This is a genomic window from Blautia caccae (assembly GCF_040095955.1).
GTDB lineage: Bacteria > Bacillota > Clostridia > Lachnospirales > Lachnospiraceae > Blautia > Blautia celeris.
Genome location: NZ_JBBMFP010000004.1, coordinates 224,308 through 247,503 on the forward strand (window position 1 = coordinate 224,308; position 23,196 = coordinate 247,503).

Genomic DNA, 23,196 nt, shown 5'->3' on the forward strand with positions numbered 1-23,196 from the left:
CAGCCTCCGATGATCAGCCGTTCAGCTTCTCTGCAAAATCAGCCATGGCCTCTGAAATCTTGATCTGCTGCGGACAGACTGCCTCACAGCTTTTACATCCGATACACGCACCGGGCTGCTTCTCTTTTGGTACCGCCTGCAGAGCCATAGGCGCCAGAAAGCCGCCGCCTGTAAAGCAGTGCTCATTATACAGCTCCAGAAGCATGGGAATGTCCAGCTCCTGAGGACAATGGCTGGTGCAGTAACGGCATGCCGTACAGGGCAGGGCAATGTGCTTTACCATGCTGTCAGCGATCTCAAACAGAACTTTTTTCTCCTGTTCATCCAGAGGCTTATCCGTCTCAAAGGTATGTATATTATCCTGCATCTGCGCAAAATCAGACATGCCGGACAGGATCATCTTCACTTCCGGGATTCCCTGCAGGAACCGGAAAGCCCATGCCGGAACATCCTCATCCGGGCGCAGCGCCTTTAACCTGTCACTGTCTTCGGCGGACAGGGAGGCAAGGCGTCCTCCGCGCAGAGGCTCCATTACCCATACCGGAATATGATGGGCATTTAACAGCTCCACTTTTTCTTTTGCATTCTGGAAAGACCAGTCAAGATAATTTAACTGAATCTGGCAGAACTCCATATGCTCTCCGTACGCATCTAAAAAACGCTTCATGACGTCATAGCTTCCATGAGCGGAAAATCCCAGGTGACGGATTCTTCCCTTTTCCTTCTGCTTCATCAGATAGTCGAAAATACCGTATTTCTCATCCAGATACGCGTCAATGTTCATCTCGCACACATTGTGGAACAGGTAAAAATCAAAATAGTCCACCCGGCATTTTTCCAACTGCTTTTCAAATATCTCTTCCGCTTTATCCATATTGGAAAGGTCATACCCCGGGAATTTTGTAGCCAGATAATAGGTACTGCGTGGGTATTGATTTAAAATCCTGCCCATAACGGTTTCTGAATTTCCCTCATGATACCCCCAGGCGGTGTCATAATAATTGATGCCGTGTTCCATGGCGTATGCCACCATCTCAGCGGCTGCCGGTTCATCAATCCTGGAATCCTCTCCGTCAATGACCGGAAGACGCATGGCTCCCATTCCAAGCGCAGATAATCCCATATCCTGAAAATTTTTATAAATCATTTTGTACGCTCCCTTCTTCTGCTTATTGTATCTATTTTATATCATTGCTGCACATGACGCAAATACTTATAACGTATGTTTTTCCATAGCTGCCGGTTATGAATAAGCACTCAGCCTGACTGAACGGCTGCAGTTATAGGGCTGTATCCGTCCGGGATTCTTCTATGCAAAATCCTGCTTTTACATAGGCCCCGCCCAGATCGGCGCTGCCCAGAAGCAGTTTTCCTCCATGCTTCTCGCAGTATAATTTGCTCAGATACATGCCAAGGCCAAAGTGTTTCAGGTCATCTGCCAGATTATCGTGATAGAAGGGTTTCGTGATTGCTTCCGCCTCGGCGTGGAACCCTTCCCCGTCATCCCCCATGGAGATAAACAGCATATTGTCCTTCACTTCCATGGTGATCACAACTATATGGCGGGCATACCGCACGGCATTCCCCAGCAGATTGTCGAACACCTCGCAGATGATAGAAGAATCCCCCCAAAAGTGGTCCGGCATCCCCTCCGCTTTTATGACCGTATGGCACGGTTCCCGGTCTGCCAGGGCCTTTGCTGCCTGTTCCATATACCGAAGCAGAACAGCAGTCTCTATTTTCTCTGCATGCATCTCCCTCTCCTCAATACCGGAGAGCTGTCTCATCTGTTCCACAAAGGCATTCATTCTGTCGATCTGCTGCATTCCTTCCGTCAGCATTTCCTCCATATCCTGCCGACTTAACTGCTCTGTAGGCAGAAACTCTATAAGTGTTTCCTGATATCCCCGCAGCACCGCAAGAGGGGAACGGATATCATGGGCAATGACTGCCTTCAGCGTCCGCTCCTGTTCCACTGCGGACCAGAGTTTTTGGTTGTTTTCCCTAAGCTGGGCGCGCATACGGTCAAATTCCCGGCACAGGCTGCCCATCTCATCCTTCTTCCTGTAATCCACAGGAAAATCCAGATTATTCTCCTGTATTTTCCTGGAGCCTTCTGTCAGTATCTGAAGCGGTTCTTTTATCTTGTCACGATAGAAGCAGAATACCGCGATCACACTGCCGATCATGGGAATGACAAGCATGGTCCAGGTCTCCACGGCATCGCAGATTTCCGTTATGACATGGTCCCTGTGCAGCATATCATTCTGCGCAGGCCTTGTGATCTCAGCGATGTATCCTGTCTTCTCCTCATAATCCGATACTTTGTCCCCGTCCATATAGCCGGCCCAAATCTGCTTCTGCGTCTGTTCCGCCATCCTGACGATTCCCGCAGACAGGAAAAAGGAGATGACAATTGCAAAAGACATATAGAGCACGATAGTTTTTCTGAGCGAAAGATTTCTTATTTTTTCCATCGGTATCCACTTCCCCACACGGTCTCAATATATTCTGTGCCGGTGTACTCTCCTATTTTTCTGCGTATTCTCCGGATCAGCTCTGTGATCACCCTGCTGTCTCCCTCTGCATCATAGCCGCAGACTTTTTCGTAAATTCTCTCCTTGTCAAACACCTGGCCCGGATTCTTGGAAAGGAATTCCACAATGTCGTACTCCAGCTTTGTAAACTCCAGCTCATGGTCATCATAGAGGACTTTTCTGGCGCTGTAGTCTAAAAGCAGGCCCTCCCGGTATCGAAGCTGCGGCCTTTTCCTGTTTCTCTCTTCTCTCTTTATATGCGCCGCGATCCTGGCTTCCAGCTCTTTCAGGCTGAATGGCTTGACAATATAATCATCACCCCCCGAAAGCAGGCCGTTCACCCGGTCCTGCTCCTCCACTCTGGCTGTCAGAAACAGAATGGGACATGAGACAAATTCCCTTATTTTCACACACAGCTCCATTCCATCCATGCGGGGCATATTGATGTCCAGCAAAATCAGGTCCGGGGTATCTTCAATCCTCTTCAATGCCTCCAGACCGTCCTCTGCCAGCAAAATACGGTATCCCCTTAGGCGGAAATAATTCTCCAGCATTTTCAGGAGAGCTTTATCATCATCCACAAACAACAGTTTATACATATATCTTTCCTTTCAGGCTCTATGGGCACCTGTTTTTAAGACAGGGCCTCTTTTATTTTAAAACAGAACGAAAAAAACGGCGCACTTTTTCAAGGTGTCACCAGCTTTTTTGTATCTGCTTATTGTTCCTTCCATTCAGTTTCCATCTCTTCCACAAGATAATGATCACTGCGGCAGTGCATATCAGATATCCCTTCACTCATCTCCTGATACAATTCCGAATGATAAAAAAAATCCAGTGCCTGTTCCAATGGGATGTTGGCAGACCGGGCAAACATTTCAATGATTCTGGAATATTTACGCTGGAGTAATATACGGTTTGCCTGCATCATAACACCTCACTTTTCTGATAAATCAAGTATTTATCCAATATTTCCTGTGAACAGATGCAATATTGCAAATTAGGTTTCTCATACTTTAACCGCTGGATTGCCATATTTTTATCTATTAACCCGTCAAAAAACAGCTCAATTGTATCAAATACCTTATCATTTGCAACTCCTCCGATAATAATATCATACTGCCCTGTGTTCATGCCTCCTCTGCAAGTAATAATATAATCCAGCCATTCCTCTGAATAGCTGGAAAATTCTTTTATCCTGGCCTCATGACGCAGTTTCTTTTCATCCAATTCATACCAAGAGATCACACTTTTCCCTTTTTTCCGTTTAAAACGCAGAGACCATTTTTTCGCCTGTTCATATATGGGTGTAACATAAAATCCTTTTCCGAAATCAAGTGTGTCTCTTGAATAGGAGATATCCGGTTTTCTCACCTCTGTAAAAGAACCATGATATAAAATCATCCCACCACCCCTTCCTGCTGCATATAAGCGATAATATCATCCACTATATATTCTTTACCCAGCGTATGCAGAACTTCATAATTAGGAATAATATATTCTTTTAAAATACTGCTTTTTTCTGTCAGAAGCTCATATACTCTTTCTCCTTTGCATCCAAGCCTTTCAGCTACACTCTCGATGCAGAATACAGAAAATTCCAATTCCTTATCATTCATTGCCAATAACCCCGCTTCCGATTTTACAAATATGCTGCTGTTCAGTTCTATAACTAAAATTATACTATAAAAAACTGCAACATACAAATCAATCCTCCGGAAATCCTCCTGCATTTACCGTACAAAGTCAAGCTGTCAGCAAAACAAACGGCAAAACGGCATAGCCGAAATCGACTATGCCGCCTGCCGGAACAATACTTCTTTATTGAGGGACGCCTTGTCAGCCTCCCGGTTATCCTCATGTATTTTGTTTTATTTTGTCATAACCCTGCAGCCGTTTACCGGCAGCTTGGGCAGGTATTCAAAATACCAGTTCTGCCGTTCACCGGAATATTTCAGTATGGCAGGTATCCACGCATTGGAGACCTGCACATACACATATTGTTCCGGATGAACGGGTATCTTTTTGCTGCCGCCTTTCTCTTTGAGAACACAGGTGCAGCCATGATTCATTAAAGTTCCTATCATGTATGAAGCCTCCTTTACTCTTTTTATAATAAGAGTATACATGGTAATTATGACCATTATTTGGAAAAAATGTTAAGGGTTGGTGATATTTGTATGAAAATACTAAAGTTTTTATGAAAAGCAGCCGTTTCCTGCTCTTTTATGGGATGTGATAAATGAAATACATGGAGATAGCGGGATTCGAACCCGTGACCTATACGTTGCGAACGTATCGCTCTCCCAGCTGAGCTATATCCCCAAAAAAAGAATGGAAGCAAGGAGGCTCGAACTCCTGACCTTTCGCGTGTGAGGCGAACGCTCATCCCAGCTGAGCTATGCTTCCATATGGAATATTATAGCACTTTATCCGGGAAATGCAAGAGAATTTCCGGAAGATTGGTTGTAAATTGGTTGTATATAAATGACAGCAGTGAGACAGCCGAGATAAATATGACTTTACTCGATATAAAAATCTATTGCATCTGCGTTATTAATACTTATCATAGGTTCTCCCGAACCGCGTTCCAGTTCCTTCTCTTTGAACAGATCCTCCGGAACATTAACCGCGCTGTTTGGAATCGTGTTAAACTCCATCTTGATATTATCAGGTAATTTGTCGAAATAAACAGAAACATTCCGAAATGTATTTGACTCCAAACCATCCAGCATAATATTGTGATCCAGTTGATCAGCCATTAAATCAAGCACTACTGCGGAATCCCTGTTTGCCTGAATCCATACGTCTGAATTCAAGGTATTGAGATGAATCTGATTAAATTCACCGGTAGTTTCAATTTTTTCTAATTCTTTTGAGGGTATACAAATAACAATAGAACCCAGGATGTTGTTACTCGAATCCGCGTTATCCATCATCACACAAACATTAAGGCTGTTATCCTTTTCTTCACAACTGATTTCATACTTATTATCGGTATCTAAATCCGCGTTAATAAATTCAAAGCGGTTACTGTCACTCTGTTTTATAACAATGGATCTGGCATTGCCGCTTATATTAACACAGCGAATGTTTCCGACTGCAATATCATCATATATCTTTTTCTGGCCTTCCCCGCCCGCAGATATTAATGCATCCTTTTCTCCTGCACAAGCAGAAAATGCAGTCACACAAAAAATGCATAAACAGAGTAAATAGATTTTTTTTATTGTTCGTTTTTTCATTATAATTACCTTATATTTCATATATTCAGATAGCTGTAACAAATATAATCATATCACACAGCCTGATGATAAACAAGGAATACATGGCTCTGTATGTAAACGGCAAAATCTGTACTACAATTGAAACTCCGATATGTTATCAAAATCATTATTCAATACATAATAAACTTTATTTTGAAACGCAGAATATACAAATGAAACCCTTGTTGCCCAAAGCCCCTTTTGACATACCGATTTTAATACTTTGCATGCGTCAGAAACCGAAAATTTTTTATCATATGCTTCCAGTAATTCTTTAGCAGCTTCATATCTTGTATCGCCCGAAACAATATATGGCTTTGTAGTTTCCGGACTCAGTACGGAATAATTTGTAATCAGCGAAAATTCCTTCTGTTCGTATTTATAACCGATACCTGGTTCAATGATCAGTACACGTCCGTTTTTATCGGAGAGCATAGCCTGCATAGAAGCATCCGGAGCATAAATAATTTCCCGCTCTTGTACTATGTTCAGGGCTTCCTCAAAAGAAACCTCTCCTTTGATGAAATTTTCTGTCAACGCAGATATTGTATAGCAGTTTTCATCCTTTCTGTATGCCGCATTTTCGTTTCCATGAACGTAAAGCAGCGTCCCGACATTCCCGTTTTTATTCACTCCGTGAAAAGAATGGTATTTGTTATCCGGCATTTTTATGCCAATATAAAATCTATTTTTTTCAGTCACTACAGTATGCGTCCACACAGAAAGGTCAATATCGAAATTGAAACCTGTAATTGTGTCTACACCATTAAAAACAAATCTCGTACACATATCTTCACCTCTTGCTTCACTAATTAAAATAGTATTTTAACTAATTATATTAGTATATTATATTGAATTTGTAGAAATGTCAATATATATACACATTTTTCTAATAGAATTATTGACGATACTAATTTAATTAGTTAAAATTATGTCTATATTTATTTTATGAGGTGCATAACATGAAAACAACCAAGGAAGCAGTAATAAGAGCTGCATCTGACCTGGCAGATGAAAAAGGATTAAATAATGTTTCTCTAAAATCAGTTGCGGAAAAATTGAATATTCGTACCCCGTCTTTGTATAATCACATAGAAAGTCTGGATCATCTCCTTTTAGAAGTAGCTCATCAGGGCATGAGGTGTATGAATGATAGGATGACTCAGGCAGCCATTGGCAGCATTGGAGAGACAGCAATTCAAAAGGTTGCTGCTGCATATCTCGATTATATGATTGAGCATCCCGGAGTTTATGAAACGATTCAATGGATTTCATGGCACGGTACAGAAGAAACAAGCTCCATCTTTCATAATTATATCTTACTTTTATCAACCCTTATTCGCTCCTGCCCATTTAAAGAAGAAAACACAACAGATATTTTGAATATGCTGATGGGTACGCTTCATGGATACACAACTTTACAGCTAAGATACGCATTTTCAAATCCCGATAAAGTAAGGGATGGATTATGTAATGCTATCCATACATTATTTTTAGGTATACATCAGAAATACGATTAGCAAAATATTTATTAAAGATCGCTTTTCGATGGCGCGAATGCCTGCTGCCACTACTCTTATGCATGGTCAGCGCAGTAAATGCGCAGACCTGACTGAGCGGTTACAATAAATCTTCTTTTATCACTGCCATTTCCCCTGTTTCCTTCCGGTACAGTGTGTCAGAATCCGAACTCCCTGTAAACTGAGAATTTTCTTTAAAAAAATAAAACCTTTTTCTTCCTCCTCCGGTTATATATAATGGAAGACAGAAAGGGAGGCGCCTATGGATGACAGAAAAGCCATAAAAGAAATAAAAAAAGGCAATAAAGAATACCTGAATCTGCTGGCAGAAAAGTATTATGATGACATTTACCGCTTCTGCTGTTACCAGACCGGCGATCCCGACAGCTCTTATGATCTGGCGCAGGAGACGTTTCTTCGTTTTATCCGATATGTGGACATCTGCCGCTGCAAAAACCTGAAAGGCTACCTGCTGACCATAGCCAGAAATGTCTGTTATGACTACTTCGGCAGAGAGACTGCGGCGCACAGTCGTCTCTCCTATCTTCCTTGGGAGGAGGCCTGCCCGGAAACGCAGACTGCCGGTACAGCGGACACATTCCGGTCCCGAACCGATCTTCTGGAGGAAGTGATCCGGGAAGAAAACTCCCGGCAGTTGGTTCACGCACTTATGAAACTTCCCAAAATCCAACGGGAAGTCATTGTTCTTCACAGTCTCTACGGTCTGAAACACCGGGAAATCGCCCTGATAACCGGCACCAATTCGTCGACTGTGAAATCCCGTATGAAACAGGGTATGGACAAACTAAAACGCACTTTGAGAAAGGAGGATTTCTATGGCTGATAACAAGATAAAGATACCATTTCCACCCATAGACGAAGCCAGAAAAGAGGCATCTCTGCAAAAGATTCACAGAGAAATTTCTCATAAAAGCCTGCCCGTACCAGTCTCATTTCCGGAGCTGCTGCTGGACCAGATGCATTATATCTCACTGGAATACTGGGTGATACAGGCTTTCTTCCTGCTTGCCGTCGTACTCTTTACAACCTGTTTCGGTACCCTTATCAAGGACAGCGCGAGTATACTTCCCTCCGCCTGTGCCATCTCCTCCGGCCTGGGGCTGGCTGCTGTTCTGGAGCTTTCCAAAAGCCGCTCCAGGCATATGGCGGAGCTGGAACAGAGCTGCTGCTTCAACCTTGGACAGATCTGGTCGGTAAAGCTTCTTTTGTCTGCAGGACTTAACCTGTGCATTCTTACACTGCTCTTTTTTAGTGTACAGGGAAAAACAAAATACGGGATTTTTGCTCTCTGTCTGTACCTGCTCGTCCCTTTTGTTTTGTCCAATATCTGTTATTTTTTTCTGCTGACCACAAGGCGGTTCGCCTCACAGAAAGCCATTTTGTCGGGGACATTTCTGCTGCTGTGCCTGTTTTCCCTGTTCCCCACTGCCTTTCCCAGAGCCTATCTGGATGTTTATCTGCCTGTATGGGCCATAGTACTGGCAGCGGGGATCCTGCTTCTGGCCTTTGAACTTCACAGACTGTTCCACAGCTTAAACACAGGAGGTAAAGAACTTTGCTGGAACTAAAAATACAAAATATATCAAAACATTACAAAGAAAAAACCGCTGCCGATGACATCACCTTTACACTGAAAAACGGAGTGTACGGACTTCTGGGCGAAAACGGTGCAGGCAAAACCACACTGCTGCGCATACTCTGCGGCATTCTCATGCCCGACCGGGGAGATGTGACGCTGGATGGCATATCCATACGGAAAATGGGTGCCGGATACCGTACCCTGCTTGGCTACCTGCCGCAGGATTTCGGCTATTATCCCGACTTCACAGTGAAGCGCTACCTTCTCTATCTCGCCTCCCTAAAAGCGCTTCCCAGGGACAAGGCCCTTGTAAAATACAAGGAAATGCTGGAGCTTACCGGCCTGCTGGGAGAGGAAAAACAGAAGATCAAACATCTCTCCGGTGGTATGATACGAAGACTCGGCATCGCACAGGCCCTGTTAAATGATCCAAAAATCCTGCTTCTGGATGAACCTACCGCCGGCCTTGACCCAAAAGAGCGCATCCGATTCCGCAATATCATCAGTTCTCTGGGGCATGACCGAATTGTGCTTCTGTCCACCCATATCGTATCTGACGTGGCAAATACCGCTGACCGGATACTGATCATGCGGCGGGGAAAAATTATGGAAAACAGCACGCCGGACGCCCTGATACAGGCAACTTCCGGCCATGTATGGGAGTTTGTCACCACGCCTGCAAAGGCAGAAATATGCCAGAAACAGTTCACTGTATGCAATGTAAAGACCGAAGGAAATGAGCTTAGAATGCGCGTACTCTCAAAAGAATGCCCATTTGCCGGCGCCCTGGCAGTTGTGCCGGATCTGGAGGACGCCTATCTCTACGCAACAGAAAACAGGGAGGTACTTTGAAATGCTGTTCCGAAATGAATTCTATAAAATATGTTCAAGAAAAATACTCTTCACAGGAGTGCTGCTGGGCTTTTTATTCCTGGCCGCTTATTTTCAGATGTCCGCACTTGGCTCAGAAAGCGCTTATGTGGACGGGACCTGTCTGAGAAGAACCGACGCCATTCAATATAACAGAGAAACTGCCCGTCGCTTCGCAGGTCCCATGACCCGTGAAAAAGCCCAGGCTATCGTAGATGAATTCGGCTGGCACATCAATGAGAACGAACTGGAAATGTCGGAAACAGGGGATACCACACCTGGCTATTATGATAATTCCACCAGCCGCTTTGTAACCTACAATCTTTCCAATATCAGATCCAACGAAGGCACTCCCACTGCCCTTGCCGCATCAGAAAACAAGTACACCGAAGAGATGATGAACGGAGAATATGAGTACGGATACATGGGCGGATGGGATGACACATTCCGTGAAATGCACATGATGCTGCTCTGGATCGTCTCTGCCCTTGTGATCATTGCCTGTGCTCCTGTTTTCTCTGAGGAATATGCCGGGCAGACTGCAGGAATCCTGCTGACTACACAGAATGGAAAAGGTAAGACCGCAGCCGCCAAGATACTGGCCGCCTTTACATGGGCTGCCGGGATATATGTGCTTTTAACGCTTTTTCTTGTCGGTGCTTTCCTGTGTTTTTATGGCACGGATGGACTTTTTGTCAGTGCCGGCCTTTCTTTTCCTGACCTGATAACAGGAAGCGTCTTGTGGAATACCGATTCTCATAAACCGACAGGGATCGTACTGCTTCTCTATCTGATGGCAGGGCTTTTATCGGTTCTAGTGACCGCAGCTATCACCCTGTATATCTCCTCCGTAAAGAAAAGCACCTTTTCTGCCCTGCTGTGGTCAGCCGCCGCTTACCTGCTCCCTGCAGCCATTTACTCTGTCTTTCTTCTAGGTATGAGAGTTTCGAAAGTGATCATGCTGCTTCGTCTGCTGTTTAACAGCCTGCCCTTTTTCCTGCCTCTCCACGAGCTCACATCCACACCCGTTCTCTACCGCCTGTTCGGGTATCTCTTTTCGGGATGTATCCTGGTCTCAGGCTGTGTACTGGGGTGCAGAAAATACTGCCGATACCAGGTCGGAAAATGAGCCTGGATGCCTGTTTACGGATAATATTTGGTGTCATATATTGGAAATATATGTATTTCTGGAGCAATAAAAGGGATTTTTCCTTTTACTTTTGGGAATTTACAGATAAACTTTGAAATCGTCTTGAAAATTATATGTATTTCAAGATTATCAAAAGCCATTTTTCTAAATTTTTACAGATAATATTGTTCCGGATGTGATATTTAGATGTAAAAACGTTGATAACGAATACTTCTGCCCAATATTTTACAGATAGAAAATGTGTTCATAGACAAATTATATGTAATTGTCATTCCTGCAGGTATTACAGGTATGGTACAAGTTCCGGCCGGCTTTTCACTGGCATAGCTTGGACTGGTGCCTTCCCTATGGCACAGCTTTAACCTGGCGCTTTCCCTATGGCACAGCTTTTACCTGGTGCCTTCCCTATGGCACAGCTTTAACCTGGCGCTTTCCCTATGGCACAGCTTTTACCTGGCGCCTTCCCTATGGCACAGCTTTGATCTGGCGCCTTCCCTACGGCACAGCTTTGATCTGGCGCTTTCCCTATGGCACATCTTTGACCTGGTGCCTCCCCTATGGCATAGCTTTGACCTGGTGCCTCCCCTATGGCCTGCCGAAGCTTCCCTCTGGCACAGCAATGGCCTGCCGAAGCTTCCCTCTGGCACACCAATGGCCTGCCGGGGCTTCCCTCTGGCACACCAATGGCCTGCCGGAGCTTCCCTCTGGTACACCAATGGAGGGCTGCGGCGCTGAACCATAACAGCGCAGCAGCCCTCTGCCAAAATTTCCTAATATCTTAAACGGCCCCACACCGTCTTTTTCCTCTGACCATCCCGTCCGAAAGGCTTTTTACTGCTCTTCCAGAATCAGCAGATTCCATTTCTGCAGCATCAACTGATCTCCTGCCTTCTTTGTTTCACCGGAAAACAGTTCTGTCCATGTACCTTCCGGGCACACAGCCTTCTGTTCTTCGCCGGAATAATTGAGGAAATAATATATCTGTTTTCCCATCTGGTTTCGTCCGCCTCTGACAATCACCGGGAATCCGCAGGAACCGGGGTTCGGCCGGATCTCACATTCCTTCAAGAACTCTCCCATGAGTTTTTTCAGCAGTTCTGAGCTGAACATACATCCTAAATACACTGCTTTTCCTTTGCCAAAGGTATTCTCAGTCACTGCTGCATACTGTCCCCAGTTATCATGCACATACCCAAGAATCGTCTCTGCTCCTTTTGGCTGAATGCATTCCAGAAATACTTTTACTTTCTCTTTATCCTCTCTGCCGCAGAGCCTGCCTTCCAGATACGTCTCGGCAGTCTCCTCCGGATATGTGAACTGGTTATACATAATTCCAAAGCATTCTGACAGAATATGGGGCTGTGAATCGTGATATACCTTCACATTTTCATTGGTATATCCCGTCTTGAAGGTACCTACCAGGCAGCCGCCCTTTTCCGTAAAGGAGCGGATTCTAAGCAGTGTCTCTTCCGGCACACAGTAGAGCGCCGGAAGGATCAGCATCTTATAATCATCCAGGTTTTCCGCCTCAGGTGATACAAAATCACACTCCACATTCATCTCATACAGAGCGTCATAGATCCAGCGTACCACATCGTTGTAGGATATCTCTGTGCCTCCTCCGATGGGGAACCATTTCAGCCCTGTCAGTGCCTCATTGCTCACCATAATGGCAGCCTTGTTCTGCTTCTTCAGATGAATGAGATGGCTTCCCAGACGTTTCATCTCACTGCCGATGACAACCGCTTCTTTATATGTCTTATTCTCTGCAAAATCATGGCTTAACAGCCCCCGCCAATACGTCTCAAAAGAGTTATGGATGGAATGCCAGTGCCAGTATTCCACGCATTCCGCTCCTCCTGCCAGATGGGAAAAGGCCTGCAGCCTGAGCTGGCCGTCATAGGGCACCCACTGGGCAAACCCCTGCGCCTCTGTCTCCAGCACATAGTAATTATCCTGTTTCAGGGAGCGGGTCATATCTCCGCCAAAGGCGATCTCCTTTCCCGTCAGCTTTGACTGGGTGGGATGGTAGATGTCGCAGCCTGCAATATCCAGACATTTGGCAGCCCGGAAATGGTCCACATCCGGCTGTACGCCAAAGGAATAATTTCTCCATTCAAAATCAAAATTCTGGGTGATAAACTGGTCTTCCCTCTTATATTCCCGCACAATCTCTGCCTGCCAGGACAGAAATTCTGTCACAAGGCTGCGTTGGAATTTCTCAAACTCACAGCCCAGGCTGCCGTTGATAGTCCCCCTCACATCCGGGAAATCCTCCCAGGAATGAAGGGCATTGCTCCAGTAATTCATTCCGAACTCCCGGTTCATGGCCTCCACATCGCCCTGGAATTTTTCCTTTAAGTATTCGACAAATTCCTCCTGTACCCGCTCTCCTGAGGTGCCGTAATGTTTTGTCTCATTGTCGATCTGATAGCCTATGATACATTTTCTGTCCTTCACATGCTCCATCAGTTTTCTTATGACACGCTCGCTGTAGAACCGGTAATGGCGGTTTGTGATGTCCATGATTTGTCTGGCCCCGTAGATGCCCCGGCCCTGTCTGGTCACTGCCATCACATCCGGATGCTTTTTCTCCATCCATGCCGGAATGGCATAGGTCGGCGTACCCACGATCACATGAATCCCCGCTTCCTCCATGGCATCCAGAACTCTGTCAATGTGGTAAAAGTCAAATACACCGTCCTGGGGTTCCAAAGTACTCCAGGTGGATTCTGCGATCCTTACCAGATTAATCCCTGCCTTTTTCATCATCTCCACGTCTTTTTCCAGTCTGTCATAAGGCATATATTCGTCGTAATATGCTACCCCATAGAGTAATTCTTCCATATATTTTTCTGCTGTCCTTTCTGGTTGATATTCATGGCAGCTTTACTTTGAAGGGGCAATGACCGGAACCTTTTCTCCGGCTTTTTTCATCTCCTCCTGAAGCTCTTTGGCAAGCTGCGCTCTGATATCTCTATACTTATCATCTTTTGCCAGATTCGTCAACTCAAATGGGTCATTTTTTAAATCATAGAGGAAATCTTCCTCATAATAGTCGCTGGAAGGGTACAAGTTGCCGTCAAGTCCCGGAGCATGTATGCTGTAGAGCCAATCCCTTGTGTGGATGCAGCGGCCCACCCTGCTTTCACTGATCTGAGCAAATACCCTGTCTGTATGATTCCGGAGATTTCCTTCCGCGATCTCCTTCAGATTTTCACCTGCCATGGCATCCCCCACATCCACACCGGCAGCAGCCAGAATCGTCTTTGGAAGACCCGCAGTGCTCACCAGCTCCCGAACTCTTTTTCCTCCCTCAAATCCCGGCCCGGCGATTACCAGGGGCACATGCAGGCAGGCAGAATGGCATGACCTTTTGTAGTCATCCCCTCCGCACAGATGTTCATCTCTGTTTCTCGTACGGAAATGGGAACCATGGTCAGAGCTGTAAATTATGATAGTGTCCTTATAAATTCCTTTTTCCTTCAATTTTTCTATAAGTCTGCCCAGATTGTCGTCCAGGCTTCTGCAGCATCCCAGATAATCCGGATACATCTCTCTGGCATCGCCATGCAGTGCCGCCAGATCTCCCGGCAGTTCAAAATCTTTGAACCTCTCCTTTGAACCCTCAGGGCCTTCATAGCATCCTCTGTCATTCTGGTGATGGGGTTCTATGTGGGAAATGGTCATAAAAAACGGCTTTTCTCCCTTATACTGTTCCAAAAAATCCAGTGCAAAATCTGTGATACAGTCTGCCCTGTATCCGTCAAACTCACACTTCTGCATATTTTCATCAAAGACATACCCGCCATACCCGTGGGAGGTAAATTCCAGGAGGTCTGCTGCCCTCCAGTATCCACGATAGCCACCCCTTCTCTCGGGAGGAATCGCCTTTGTCTCATAGTCCACAATTGGCGGTGTGCTGTAATCCTTCCTCTCGCTTGCCAGATGCCATTTGCCCACATAGGCAGTCTCATATCCCGCCTCATTCAGATAATCTGCCAATGTTTTCACATGCAGGGGAAGAGGCTGCGCATTGCGAAAACAGTTGATTGCTGTGGGATACTGTCCTGTCTGAAAAAGTGCCCTGCATGGCCCGCACACCGGCTGGGCTGTATAGGCCTCCTCAAAAAGAATGCCCTCCTTTGCCAGCGCATCCAGGTTAGGGCTGATATCCAGCTTCTGACCATAGCATCCCAGCGTGTCGTGTCTCTGCTGGTCTGTAAAATAAAATATAATATTTGGTTTTCCCATCCTTTTCTCCTCCTACTTCAGTCCTGAAGTGACAATTCCCTGTACAAAATATTTCTGTGCACAGAGGAATAACAAGATCATAGGCATCACTACCAGAACAGAGGCTGCCATCATCTGCCCCCACTGGATATAGCCGTCTGTTTTGAACATGGTGAGTGCAAGCTGCACGGTTTTCATATCCTCTGAGTTTGTCATGACCAGAGGCCAAAGGTAATCATTCCATACAGAGACACCCTTTAACAGTCCCAGTGTAGCCAGTATGGCCTTGGAATTTGGCAGGTATATTATGAAATACGTCTGCCACTTGTTCGTCCCGTCAATTTCCGCCGCCTCATCCAAAGACCGGGGGAAATTCTCATAAAACTGTTTACACAAAAACACACCGAAGGACCCTGCCACAAGAGGAATCACCAGACCTGCATATGTATTGATCATGCCCGTTCCGCCGGCTCCGAACAGACTGTTGCCTCCCATCATGGGGAATTTTGCCATGATGAGAAACGTGGGGAGCATTGTCACCTGGGGCGGCATCATCAGGCCAATCAAAAGAAACATAAAAAGTACCTTAGATCCCCTGAACGTCAGTCTGGCAAAGGCATATCCTGCTATGGAATTAAACAGAAGAGAAAACACAACGGCAGCCAGGGTGATAAACAGGGAGTTCCTGAAAAATATATTCCAGGTACCTGCACGCATGGCGTCAGTAAAATTATTCAAGGTAAAGTTCTGAGGCAAAAGGTGAAACACCGCGGAACGTATTTCCTCTATGGGCTTGACTGCCGTTGTGATCATCATGATAATCGGTATCAGCATGAAAACAGTCAGTGCACTCATAAAGATGATCCATAAAATGTGGTTTACTTTCTTCTTTTTCATATTTATCCTCCTTATGATACATCCACATCCTGTCCGCGGCTTCCGAACCGGAATACCAGTACAGTGATGAGTATGGAAAACAACAGCAGCATAACCGAAAGCGCACTGGCATAGCCCATCTTGAATTCCAGAAAACCTCTGCGGTAAATCTGGTGTACAATGGTGGTTGTCTTGTTCAGCGGTCCGCCTGCAGTCATAATATTAATCTGTTCAAACACGGAAAAACTATTTACGATTCCCGTTACAAGAAGGAAAAATGTGGTTGGCCTGAGCATGGGCCAGGTAATGTAAAGAAACTTTTTCAAGCCCCCTGCTCCGTCCAGACTGGCGGCTTCGTACAGGGAGTCCGGTATGGAAGTAAGACCTGACAAAAAGATGACCATACTGTATCCACAGCTCTTCCAGATGCTCATGAACACCACACAAAACATAGCCATTTTAGGGTCCTGCAGCCACTGTTTGACGGAAAAGCCAAAATATTTCAATACACTGTTCAGAAGGCCAAAGGTTGGGTCATAGATCCACAGCCACACCATGGACATGCACACCATAGACATTACATTAGGTAGATAAAAAGCTGTCCTGAATATGGGAATCAGCTTTGATTTTCTGTACAGCATCACTGCCAGCATAAGTCCCAGAAACAATTGAGGGAACAGGGTACACAAGGTATAAAGCAGTGTGTTTTTGACAGAGATCAGGAAATCTGCATCCCTGAACATCGTAAGATAATTCTTCATCCCCACAAATTCAGGAGCGGAATAAAGGTTAAAATTCGTCACACTGTAATAGATGACGATTCCAATAGGGACCAGAATAAATATGGTGAATACAAGGTAAGCAGGTAAAATCATGATATACGCGCAATTATCATTTTTCCTCACTTTTGGCACTGTATTGCTTGTTTTAGCCATGTAAATTTCTCCTTTTTATCAGTTTTTTCAATGTTATCAGATACCTACAGTCATATTTCAGGGGATGCCTCGGGAGACATCCCCTATACCGATAAAATCTTTTAGAATTTACTGATTGTTGATTTCTTCCTGTATCTTTTCTGCTGCCGTATCCATGGCATCTTTTGGTGTCTCCACATCATACATCACTTTTTCCATGGCCTCATTGATAATATTATAGACGGAATTGGCGTATGGCACTTTTGGTGAACCAGTTCCGCAGTTGATAGAATCATAGATCACCTGATTTGTCTCAGGGTCCTGTTCGATGAACTTTTCTTTCAGGGATTCCCTAATTGGTGTGGTGCCCAGATCTTCATACCGTGTCCACATACTCTCTGCACTGGATACATACTCAATAAATTTCCATACCTCATCCTTATGCTGGGTTTCTCCACTCATAAACATGAAACTCATGCCGCAGAAGGTTGCCTGCTGTGTATTTTTCAGCGGGTTTGCAAGTGCAATCTTTCCTTTCAGTGCTCCTTCATTCAACTGCTTAAATGTCTGGTCAGTCACGATTCCCATGGCCGCCGTTCCCATACCGAAAGGGTCCTGTTCAGAATTGGAACAGTCAAAGGGAATCACACCCACGTCCGCAACCTCTTTCATAAATTCCACTGCCTCAACAGCCTTGTCCGTATTACAGAGTATCTCATTATTATCCTCATCCACCAGATTCTTAACACCGTTCTCCTCTATAAAAATAGACATATAATGCTGCATAGATGTTCCTGAACTGGGCATGGCAAATCCTGTCTGTACTACAGTGCCGCTATCGTCTTTTTTTACGAGCTTTTTATGGTCCTCCAGCATTTCCTCCCAGGTTGTGGGCGGGGTATCAGGATCAAGACCGGCCTCCTTAAAAAGTTCCTTGTTGTATGCCAGCATTCTGGGGTCCGGAAAAACAGCGATTCCATATATCTTGTCATTTATACTTCCAAGATTCAGGGCATTCTCCATAAAATCATCCTTTCCCTCCCAGTTGTCCACATATTCATCCAGTGCTGCGTACTGCCCAAGAGGTACTCTGGTTCCCATGGAAGCCATGGTAAAATTAATGATGTCCGGGGCTGTGCCGGAAGCAAATCCGGTGTTCAGCTTTGTTTCAAAATCGTCACCGTAAGGACATTCCTGAAATTCAATCTCAATATTCGGATTTTCCTCCTCGAAACCGGCAATCATCTTTTCCCAGTAAGCCTTTCTCTCAGGCTCTGTTCCGCCTCTTAAAAATACCAGTTTTGTCTTCTCCCCTGATATTTGCTCGGTATCAGCTGATGTCTGTTCCTCTTTTTTCACTAGTTCTTCTGTCCCCTTATTTCCGCATCCGCCCATTCCGAGCACTGCCGATGTCCCCATGAGACCTGCCAGAAGCAACGCCATTTTTCTTTTCATATCTCAAGTCCTCCTGTTTTTTATTATGTATCCAGTATAAGAAAAATGGGACGATACATCTATGCACCCTGTCCATCTCTTTTTGTACTTTGTTATGCAGTTTCTGCGTTTTTTCTCCTTTTTTCTTTTTTATCCAGCTGTATCCGGAAAATATGGATTATCTTTTGATTTATTTGACTGGTTTTAGATTCCTTTCCGATATTCCATAGGTGACTTTCCATACCGCTCCTTAAAAGCTCTGCTGAAATACGCCGCGTCCGGAAAGCCTGCCATTCCGGCTATCTCCTGGATACTTTTTCTGGTGGCTCCCAACAGTCTGCGGGACTCCTCCAGACGAACGCGGAGAAGAAAGTCGCTGAATTTTTCCCCTGTCTCTTTTTTAAAAAGTACAGAGACATAGCTTTTATTCAGATGAACCAGAGAAGACACCTGCTCCAGGGATATCTTCTGTGTATAATTCTGCTTCACATAGCCTATAATGTCCCGTACCGGGCCGGAATACTGATTCAGACTGCTCTTTATCTCACAGATTCTGCGAAGCTCTGCCATCCCTGCATACGTCCAGTTTTTCAAATCCTGAAGCGTCCTAAATCTCTCGCAGAACATCATCTCTGTCCTTCTGACTTCCTCCACCTCCGCGGCTGTCAGGGCATACGTTCTGGCCTTCCGGATACAGGAAGAAAGAATCTCAATACACAGGGCCTTCACATAGGCAGGAGGCAGCACAATTCTTCCTTCTATGTCCTCCAGAATCCCCTTCATCTTCTCCTCTGCACTTTCAAAATCATTTTTTTCCACCGCAGCCAGAATCTCTCTCATCTCCACTGCGTAATATAAATCTCCATGTCCCGAACCAGAATTTACCGTCATGGCATCATATCTCCAAATCCCCGGAAGCCTGAAAAAAGTACGGTTTTCCCTGGCCATTCTGGCCTGCCGCAGCATGTCCCTCAAATGATGGAAGCCATCCTTTTTCACACTTATTCCGATATATACCTCCGTCCCCAGATTATGCCGCAAAAGTGCCTCCAGCTTTCCAGAAAACACCTCCCGGTCCATATGAAGGCTGGGATTATAGAGGAGAAGATACTCCCCCTCTTCTATGGACGCACAGATGCCGGATATATGTTCCTCCTGCATAAAAAGCTCCGCCACCTCCAAAGCTGCATCCCCCTTTTCTTCTCCGGACAGGGATATGGACAGAAGAACTATACCTTCCTCTTTCAAAGCGATGCCCCGGTTCTCCAATCCACGAAGAACTTCTTCCCTCTGCTGCTCTGTGGTCCCGGTTTCCAGCAGTTTTTCCATGGTGATCCTCCGCCTCTCCGGTTCGGAACCACACGCCGCTTTGCTGTCCTTTGTCCTGCTTTTCTCCAGAAAACGCTTTGCTTCCTCCAGTGTAGTCTTCATCCCCTCCTTTGTGATCTCAGGCTTTAAGATAAACTCATTGGCCCCGGCTTTTATGGCCTGTCTGGCATAATGAAATTCATCGTAAGCGCTGAGGATCACCTTGTAAGGCTGGGCAATCCTTTCATTTTTCAGCCTGTCCAAAAATTCCAGACCGTCCATGACAGCCATCCGGATATCAGTAAACACAACCTCCACCTCATGTTCCCTGCAGTATTCCAATGCCTGTTTTCCGTTTACAAACTCCCCTGTCACATGGTAGTTGATATCCAGCTCTTCTATTTTTTTTCTCACCCATCTACGGGTTACTGCCTCGTCTTCCACGATTATAATCCGCATTTTCACATCTCCTTCTCTGTTCTGCATGGGATCCTGATATCAAAACGCATGCCGCCTTTGTGGGTATGCTCCGCAGAGATTCCATATTCCTCTCCGTAAATGATCTGCAGGCGTTTCTGTACATTCCGGATTCCGATTCCACTGAACTGCTCGTTAGACCTGGCTTCCTCCCTGCCGTCCAGTACTCTGCGGATATATTCCAGATCTCCGCCGCTCCCATCATCCTCCACACGAAGCAGCAGATTCTCCCCCTCCGCTTCAGCCCTGATCAGGATATGTCCGGTGTCCTCCTTCTGGCAGAAGCCGTGGGCGATGGCATTTTCCACAAGGGGCTGGACGGAAATCTTCGGTATGAGCCAGTCTTTCACTTTCCCGGACACTTCTATGTTCCACACAAAGGTATCCTGATATCTGTTTTCCATAAGAACAAGATAGTTTTTCAGGGATTCCATCTCTTCTGTCACAGGTATGCATTCTCTTTTATCGGAATAGGTCCTTCTCAGCAGTTTTGCCAGTGCCAGCAGACACTGGTCCGCCTGTTCTGCCATATCCATCTCCACCAGAAAACGTATGGAAGCAAGGGTATTATACAAAAAGTGGGGATTGATCTGAGCCTGCAGAGCCTGCATCTCCAGCCCCCGCTTCTCCTCTTCCTCCTGTTCCAGTCTTACGATCAGCTCCTCTATCCTGCCAATCATCTGGTTAAACTGCATGCTGAGCTGTCCGAACTCATCGTTTGTCTCCACAGGTGTGCGCACAGTCAGGTCACCTCTGTATACATTTTTCATGTCAGCCTTTAATTTCTGCACCGGCCTGCTGATATACCTGGAATTGTACACAGACATGATCACAGCAAGCAGTACATAGACTGACGCCACCAAAAGAATCATGACAAAGATACGGTTGCCGGCCCACACAGCTTCTTTTTCCTCTTCATACATGACCAGTTTCCAGCCGGTGGTCTCATTTGTGACAAAGGATATCTGTGCCGGCCTGCCATTCATCTTCGCTTTAAAATAGCCGTGGTCAAATCCTGTCAATTTCTTCAGATATTCCCCGTTCTCCACACTCTGCTCTACAAGGCTTTCCTCTGTACTGCACAGTATTTTCCCTGTTTTGTCCATCAGAAACACCTGCTGGCTCTCTTTTTCCACACCGCCCCGGAAAATGTCTTCTACCTGCTTCCGTGGAATATTGACCTCCATGATTCCCAGTACTCTGCCGCTGTTCAGATTTTTAAGAAGACGGACAGCCCGCATAGCACTGTTATCCTCTGTCTTCTGAAATTCACTGCTTACATATGCAGGAATGTATTTGATACTGCTGGTGTTCTCCCCCAGTTTTTGATACCATGGCTCCTGCTCAAGTTCTTTGAGCACAGGATAGTCAACGTACTCACTTCCGTCATCCTCCACGGAGTAATTCCTTCCGCTGTCACAGAGAAGACGCAGATTATAGTCCATATTACTGTAGATTGCCCGGCTCTCTTTAAAATAACTGCATATATTTTTCTTCGCCACAAGCTCCTCATAAGGGCTCCGGAATTCACGCAGGGATATGAGACGATTCAGCTCCCTGTTGCAGTAAAAATAATTAGTGTAGGATACAATGTCCTGAAACATATCCTCCATATTTCTGTCTATCTGATTTAAAATGACCAACTTGGAACTGTTCAGGCGCTCATTGGCTCCTGTCTGCACAAGATGAAAAAGGAGCAGCATGAGGACCATACAGGGTAACACAAACAGAACCAGATTGGATAGGAGGATTTTCTGTCCAAGACGCAGATTCTGAAATTTTTTCTTTATTTTCCCCATAAGCGCACCAGCTCCTCAAGCCTCGGAAGGGCATATGCGAAAAATTCCCTGTATGCCCCGCAATAGTAGTTCTTTCCTCTTATGTACGTGCCATCCTCCTGTTTTTCCATACTGCACAGGCGGCAGCATCCATTCCGGCAGAGAGCCAGGTATGGACATATCCGGCATTCCTTTGGAAGAGTGCGGGAACGGCTGATAAATCCCAGCTCTTCTCTTTTTTGATCTATCTGCTCAAAGGAATCGTCTTTTATATTTCCCAGTTTCCATTCGTCCAGCGCATAGAAATCACAGGGATACAGACTGCCGTCCGCCTCCACCACCCATTGAAGTCCGCAGATTCCACGCATACTGCACAGCTCCGGCTCCTGTCCTGTGAGTATGGCTGCCAGGTTTTCAAAATAGCGGTTGTAGATCACACGGCTTTTTATGCCTTTCGCAGACGGTCCGGTCATATCCTGATACCAGCAGTCGAACAGATTTTTCAGGAATCTTCCGTATTTCTCCGGTGTCAGGGAGTAAGGGCTTGTACCCTGTGCTTCTCCTATGGGATCCAGACATTCGATGTACTGCTGATAATACAGGCCCTGCTTTTTGAAAAAATTGTAAAGCTGCCGGGCATGGCCTGCTGAGTAACCGGTCACTACAGTCAGAACATTAAAGTCAATCCCATACTTTTTAAATAATGCAATGGTTTTCATCACCTGTTTATAGGTACCCTTTCCTTTTGCATCACGGCGCAGATAGTCATGGCAGGCAGCATCTCCGTCCAGTGACACGCCTGCCAGGAATTTATTTTCCTTCAAAAAAGGAAACCAGTCCTCCTGAAGATGGTATCCGTTGGTCTGGATATTATAGCTGACCGGGATATTTCTTTTGTTGGATTTTCGGACAGTCTCCGTAAAATATTTAAAATAATCAAGCCCGGCAAGTGTCGGCTCCCCGCCCTGGAAAGTAAAGATACATTGCTTTTTGGCATAGTCCATGGACTTTTCAATCAGAATGCGCGCGGTCTCTCTGTCCATCACACCAAAGGACGGCGTTTCCCTGTTCGCTGCTTCATCCGCATAGAAGCAGTAGGCGCATCTCATATTGCAGTTCCCGGATGCCGGCTTTATGAGCAAGTGAAGTGTATCTGCCATATCGTTCTCCTTATTTTTCCGCAGAATATGCGTATTTTCTCATATACATATACTTAGTATATCTTTTGAAAAA

23 protein-coding genes and 2 tRNA genes are annotated in these 23,196 nt (G+C 45.5%); 5 read left to right on the top strand and 20 right to left on the bottom strand.

The genetic code is table 11. The features are described from left to right. Window positions 1-13: 13 nt before the first annotated feature. The 11 genes from WMO65_RS06120 to WMO65_RS06170 form a co-directional block, all read right to left on the bottom strand. Window positions 14-1,147, bottom strand: a complete 1,134-nt coding sequence (locus WMO65_RS06120; protein ID WP_349063850.1) for an aldo/keto reductase — start codon at window positions 1,145-1,147, stop codon at window positions 14-16. 133 nt (window positions 1,148-1,280) lie between these two features. Next, on the bottom strand, window positions 1,281-2,477 hold the full coding sequence (locus WMO65_RS06125; RefSeq protein WP_148392237.1) for a HAMP domain-containing sensor histidine kinase: 1,197 nt from the start codon (window positions 2,475-2,477) through the stop codon (window positions 1,281-1,283). Continuing rightward, entirely contained in the window at window positions 2,465-3,136 is a 672-nt protein-coding gene (locus tag WMO65_RS06130) for a response regulator transcription factor (protein ID WP_148392235.1), read from the bottom strand. The genes WMO65_RS06125 and WMO65_RS06130 overlap by 13 nt, the downstream gene beginning before the upstream one ends. A 119-nt stretch (window positions 3,137-3,255) precedes the next feature. Next, on the bottom strand, window positions 3,256-3,465 hold the full coding sequence (locus WMO65_RS06135) for a DUF3791 domain-containing protein (RefSeq protein ID WP_033142992.1): 210 nt from the start codon (window positions 3,463-3,465) through the stop codon (window positions 3,256-3,258). Then, window positions 3,465-3,941 (bottom strand): DUF3990 domain-containing protein, encoded by a 477-nt coding sequence (locus WMO65_RS06140; protein ID WP_033142991.1) that lies wholly within the window; start codon window positions 3,939-3,941, stop codon window positions 3,465-3,467. Before WMO65_RS06140 ends, WMO65_RS06135 begins: the two co-directional genes overlap by 1 nt. Beyond that, window positions 3,938-4,156, bottom strand: a complete 219-nt coding sequence (locus WMO65_RS06145; protein WP_033143007.1) for a DUF3791 domain-containing protein — start codon at window positions 4,154-4,156, stop codon at window positions 3,938-3,940. The genes WMO65_RS06140 and WMO65_RS06145 overlap by 4 nt, the downstream gene beginning before the upstream one ends. A 252-nt stretch (window positions 4,157-4,408) precedes the next feature. Then, window positions 4,409-4,624 (bottom strand): hypothetical protein, encoded by a 216-nt coding sequence (locus tag WMO65_RS06150; RefSeq protein ID WP_033142990.1) that lies wholly within the window; start codon window positions 4,622-4,624, stop codon window positions 4,409-4,411. 165 nt (window positions 4,625-4,789) lie between these two features. Continuing rightward, window positions 4,790-4,862: transfer RNA gene (locus WMO65_RS06155), tRNA-Ala, on the bottom strand. Window positions 4,863-4,872: 10 nt separating this feature from the next. Further along, window positions 4,873-4,946 (bottom strand) — tRNA-Val (locus tag WMO65_RS06160). Window positions 4,947-5,059: 113 nt separating this feature from the next. Beyond that, the gene (locus tag WMO65_RS06165; protein ID WP_033142989.1) at window positions 5,060-5,782 is read right to left on the bottom strand and encodes a hypothetical protein; all 723 of its coding nucleotides are present in this window, start codon (window positions 5,780-5,782) and stop codon (window positions 5,060-5,062) included. A gap of 114 nt (window positions 5,783-5,896) precedes the next feature. After that, window positions 5,897-6,592, bottom strand: a complete 696-nt coding sequence (locus tag WMO65_RS06170) for an Ntn hydrolase family protein (RefSeq protein WP_033142988.1) — start codon at window positions 6,590-6,592, stop codon at window positions 5,897-5,899. Between the two features lie 173 nt (window positions 6,593-6,765). Between WMO65_RS06170 and WMO65_RS06175 the strand changes: the two genes are divergently transcribed. The 5 genes from WMO65_RS06175 (at window position 6,766) to WMO65_RS06195 (ending at window position 10,922) form a co-directional block, all read left to right on the top strand. Beyond that, window positions 6,766-7,323 carry a TetR/AcrR family transcriptional regulator gene (locus WMO65_RS06175; RefSeq protein WP_033142987.1) on the top strand — a complete coding sequence of 186 codons (558 nt, stop codon included), beginning with the start codon at window positions 6,766-6,768 and terminating at the stop codon, window positions 7,321-7,323. Window positions 7,324-7,585: 262 nt separating this feature from the next. Then, window positions 7,586-8,167, top strand: a complete 582-nt coding sequence (locus WMO65_RS06180; protein WP_033142986.1) for an RNA polymerase sigma factor — start codon at window positions 7,586-7,588, stop codon at window positions 8,165-8,167. Then, entirely contained in the window at window positions 8,160-8,912 is a 753-nt protein-coding gene (locus WMO65_RS06185; RefSeq protein WP_033142985.1) for a hypothetical protein, read from the top strand. The genes WMO65_RS06180 and WMO65_RS06185 overlap by 8 nt, the downstream gene beginning before the upstream one ends. Further along, window positions 8,900-9,775 carry an ABC transporter ATP-binding protein gene (locus tag WMO65_RS06190; RefSeq protein ID WP_349063853.1) on the top strand — a complete coding sequence of 292 codons (876 nt, stop codon included), beginning with the start codon at window positions 8,900-8,902 and terminating at the stop codon, window positions 9,773-9,775. The genes WMO65_RS06185 and WMO65_RS06190 overlap by 13 nt, the downstream gene beginning before the upstream one ends. 1 nt (window position 9,776) lies before the next feature. Then, a complete protein-coding gene (locus tag WMO65_RS06195) occupies window positions 9,777-10,922 on the top strand; it encodes an ABC transporter permease subunit (RefSeq protein ID WP_187370569.1) in 1,146 nt (381 codons plus the stop codon). A gap of 606 nt (window positions 10,923-11,528) precedes the next feature. Here the strand turns inward: WMO65_RS06195 and WMO65_RS06200 are convergent. From WMO65_RS06200 to WMO65_RS06240, 9 genes are all read right to left on the bottom strand, one after another. Further along, a complete protein-coding gene (locus WMO65_RS06200; protein WP_148392231.1) occupies window positions 11,529-11,735 on the bottom strand; it encodes a hypothetical protein in 207 nt (68 codons plus the stop codon). Window positions 11,736-11,774: 39 nt separating this feature from the next. Further along, window positions 11,775-13,790: a beta-galactosidase gene (locus WMO65_RS06205; RefSeq protein WP_148392229.1), complete on the bottom strand. Its 2,016-nt coding sequence runs from the start codon at window positions 13,788-13,790 to the stop codon at window positions 11,775-11,777. Between the two features lie 42 nt (window positions 13,791-13,832). Then, the gene (locus WMO65_RS06210) at window positions 13,833-15,197 is read right to left on the bottom strand and encodes a sulfatase family protein (RefSeq protein WP_148392227.1); all 1,365 of its coding nucleotides are present in this window, start codon (window positions 15,195-15,197) and stop codon (window positions 13,833-13,835) included. Window positions 15,198-15,209: 12 nt separating this feature from the next. Then, window positions 15,210-16,073, bottom strand: a complete 864-nt coding sequence (locus tag WMO65_RS06215) for a carbohydrate ABC transporter permease (protein ID WP_033142980.1) — start codon at window positions 16,071-16,073, stop codon at window positions 15,210-15,212. 11 nt (window positions 16,074-16,084) lie between these two features. Further along, window positions 16,085-16,987 carry a carbohydrate ABC transporter permease gene (locus WMO65_RS06220; protein WP_052099650.1) on the bottom strand — a complete coding sequence of 301 codons (903 nt, stop codon included), beginning with the start codon at window positions 16,985-16,987 and terminating at the stop codon, window positions 16,085-16,087. A 108-nt stretch (window positions 16,988-17,095) separates the two neighbouring features. Next, the gene (locus tag WMO65_RS06225) at window positions 17,096-18,421 is read right to left on the bottom strand and encodes an ABC transporter substrate-binding protein (protein ID WP_148392224.1); all 1,326 of its coding nucleotides are present in this window, start codon (window positions 18,419-18,421) and stop codon (window positions 17,096-17,098) included. 183 nt (window positions 18,422-18,604) lie between these two features. Then, window positions 18,605-20,167 carry a response regulator gene (locus tag WMO65_RS06230; RefSeq protein WP_187370568.1) on the bottom strand — a complete coding sequence of 521 codons (1,563 nt, stop codon included), beginning with the start codon at window positions 20,165-20,167 and terminating at the stop codon, window positions 18,605-18,607. Between the two features lie 2 nt (window positions 20,168-20,169). Then, window positions 20,170-21,984, bottom strand: a complete 1,815-nt coding sequence (locus WMO65_RS06235; protein WP_148392221.1) for a cache domain-containing sensor histidine kinase — start codon at window positions 21,982-21,984, stop codon at window positions 20,170-20,172. After that, the gene (locus tag WMO65_RS06240) at window positions 21,972-23,123 is read right to left on the bottom strand and encodes an anaerobic sulfatase maturase (protein ID WP_033142976.1); all 1,152 of its coding nucleotides are present in this window, start codon (window positions 23,121-23,123) and stop codon (window positions 21,972-21,974) included. The genes WMO65_RS06235 and WMO65_RS06240 overlap by 13 nt, the downstream gene beginning before the upstream one ends. Window positions 23,124-23,196 lie beyond the last annotated feature (73 nt).

Coding starts and splice junctions, on each gene's coding strand:
- WMO65_RS06120 (WP_349063850.1), bottom strand. CDS start 1,147: ATGATTTATAAAAATTTTCAGGATATGGGATTATCTGCGCTTGGAATG.
- WMO65_RS06125 (WP_148392237.1), bottom strand. CDS start 2,477: ATGGAAAAAATAAGAAATCTTTCGCTCAGAAAAACTATCGTGCTCTAT.
- WMO65_RS06130 (WP_148392235.1), bottom strand. CDS start 3,136: ATGTATAAACTGTTGTTTGTGGATGATGATAAAGCTCTCCTGAAAATG.
- WMO65_RS06135 (WP_033142992.1), bottom strand. CDS start 3,465: ATGCAGGCAAACCGTATATTACTCCAGCGTAAATATTCCAGAATCATT.
- WMO65_RS06140 (WP_033142991.1), bottom strand. CDS start 3,941: ATGATTTTATATCATGGTTCTTTTACAGAGGTGAGAAAACCGGATATC.
- WMO65_RS06145 (WP_033143007.1), bottom strand. CDS start 4,156: ATGAATGATAAGGAATTGGAATTTTCTGTATTCTGCATCGAGAGTGTA.
- WMO65_RS06150 (WP_033142990.1), bottom strand. CDS start 4,624: ATGATAGGAACTTTAATGAATCATGGCTGCACCTGTGTTCTCAAAGAG.
- WMO65_RS06165 (WP_033142989.1), bottom strand. CDS start 5,782: ATGAAAAAACGAACAATAAAAAAAATCTATTTACTCTGTTTATGCATT.
- WMO65_RS06170 (WP_033142988.1), bottom strand. CDS start 6,592: ATGTGTACGAGATTTGTTTTTAATGGTGTAGACACAATTACAGGTTTC.
- WMO65_RS06175 (WP_033142987.1), top strand. CDS start 6,766: ATGAAAACAACCAAGGAAGCAGTAATAAGAGCTGCATCTGACCTGGCA.
- WMO65_RS06180 (WP_033142986.1), top strand. CDS start 7,586: ATGGATGACAGAAAAGCCATAAAAGAAATAAAAAAAGGCAATAAAGAA.
- WMO65_RS06185 (WP_033142985.1), top strand. CDS start 8,160: ATGGCTGATAACAAGATAAAGATACCATTTCCACCCATAGACGAAGCC.
- WMO65_RS06195 (WP_187370569.1), top strand. CDS start 9,777: ATGCTGTTCCGAAATGAATTCTATAAAATATGTTCAAGAAAAATACTC.
- WMO65_RS06205 (WP_148392229.1), bottom strand. CDS start 13,790: ATGGAAGAATTACTCTATGGGGTAGCATATTACGACGAATATATGCCT.
- WMO65_RS06210 (WP_148392227.1), bottom strand. CDS start 15,197: ATGGGAAAACCAAATATTATATTTTATTTTACAGACCAGCAGAGACAC.
- WMO65_RS06215 (WP_033142980.1), bottom strand. CDS start 16,073: ATGAAAAAGAAGAAAGTAAACCACATTTTATGGATCATCTTTATGAGT.
- WMO65_RS06220 (WP_052099650.1), bottom strand. CDS start 16,987: ATGGCTAAAACAAGCAATACAGTGCCAAAAGTGAGGAAAAATGATAAT.
- WMO65_RS06225 (WP_148392224.1), bottom strand. CDS start 18,421: ATGAAAAGAAAAATGGCGTTGCTTCTGGCAGGTCTCATGGGGACATCG.
- WMO65_RS06230 (WP_187370568.1), bottom strand. CDS start 20,167: ATGCGGATTATAATCGTGGAAGACGAGGCAGTAACCCGTAGATGGGTG.
- WMO65_RS06235 (WP_148392221.1), bottom strand. CDS start 21,984: ATGGGGAAAATAAAGAAAAAATTTCAGAATCTGCGTCTTGGACAGAAA.
- WMO65_RS06240 (WP_033142976.1), bottom strand. CDS start 23,123: ATGGCAGATACACTTCACTTGCTCATAAAGCCGGCATCCGGGAACTGC.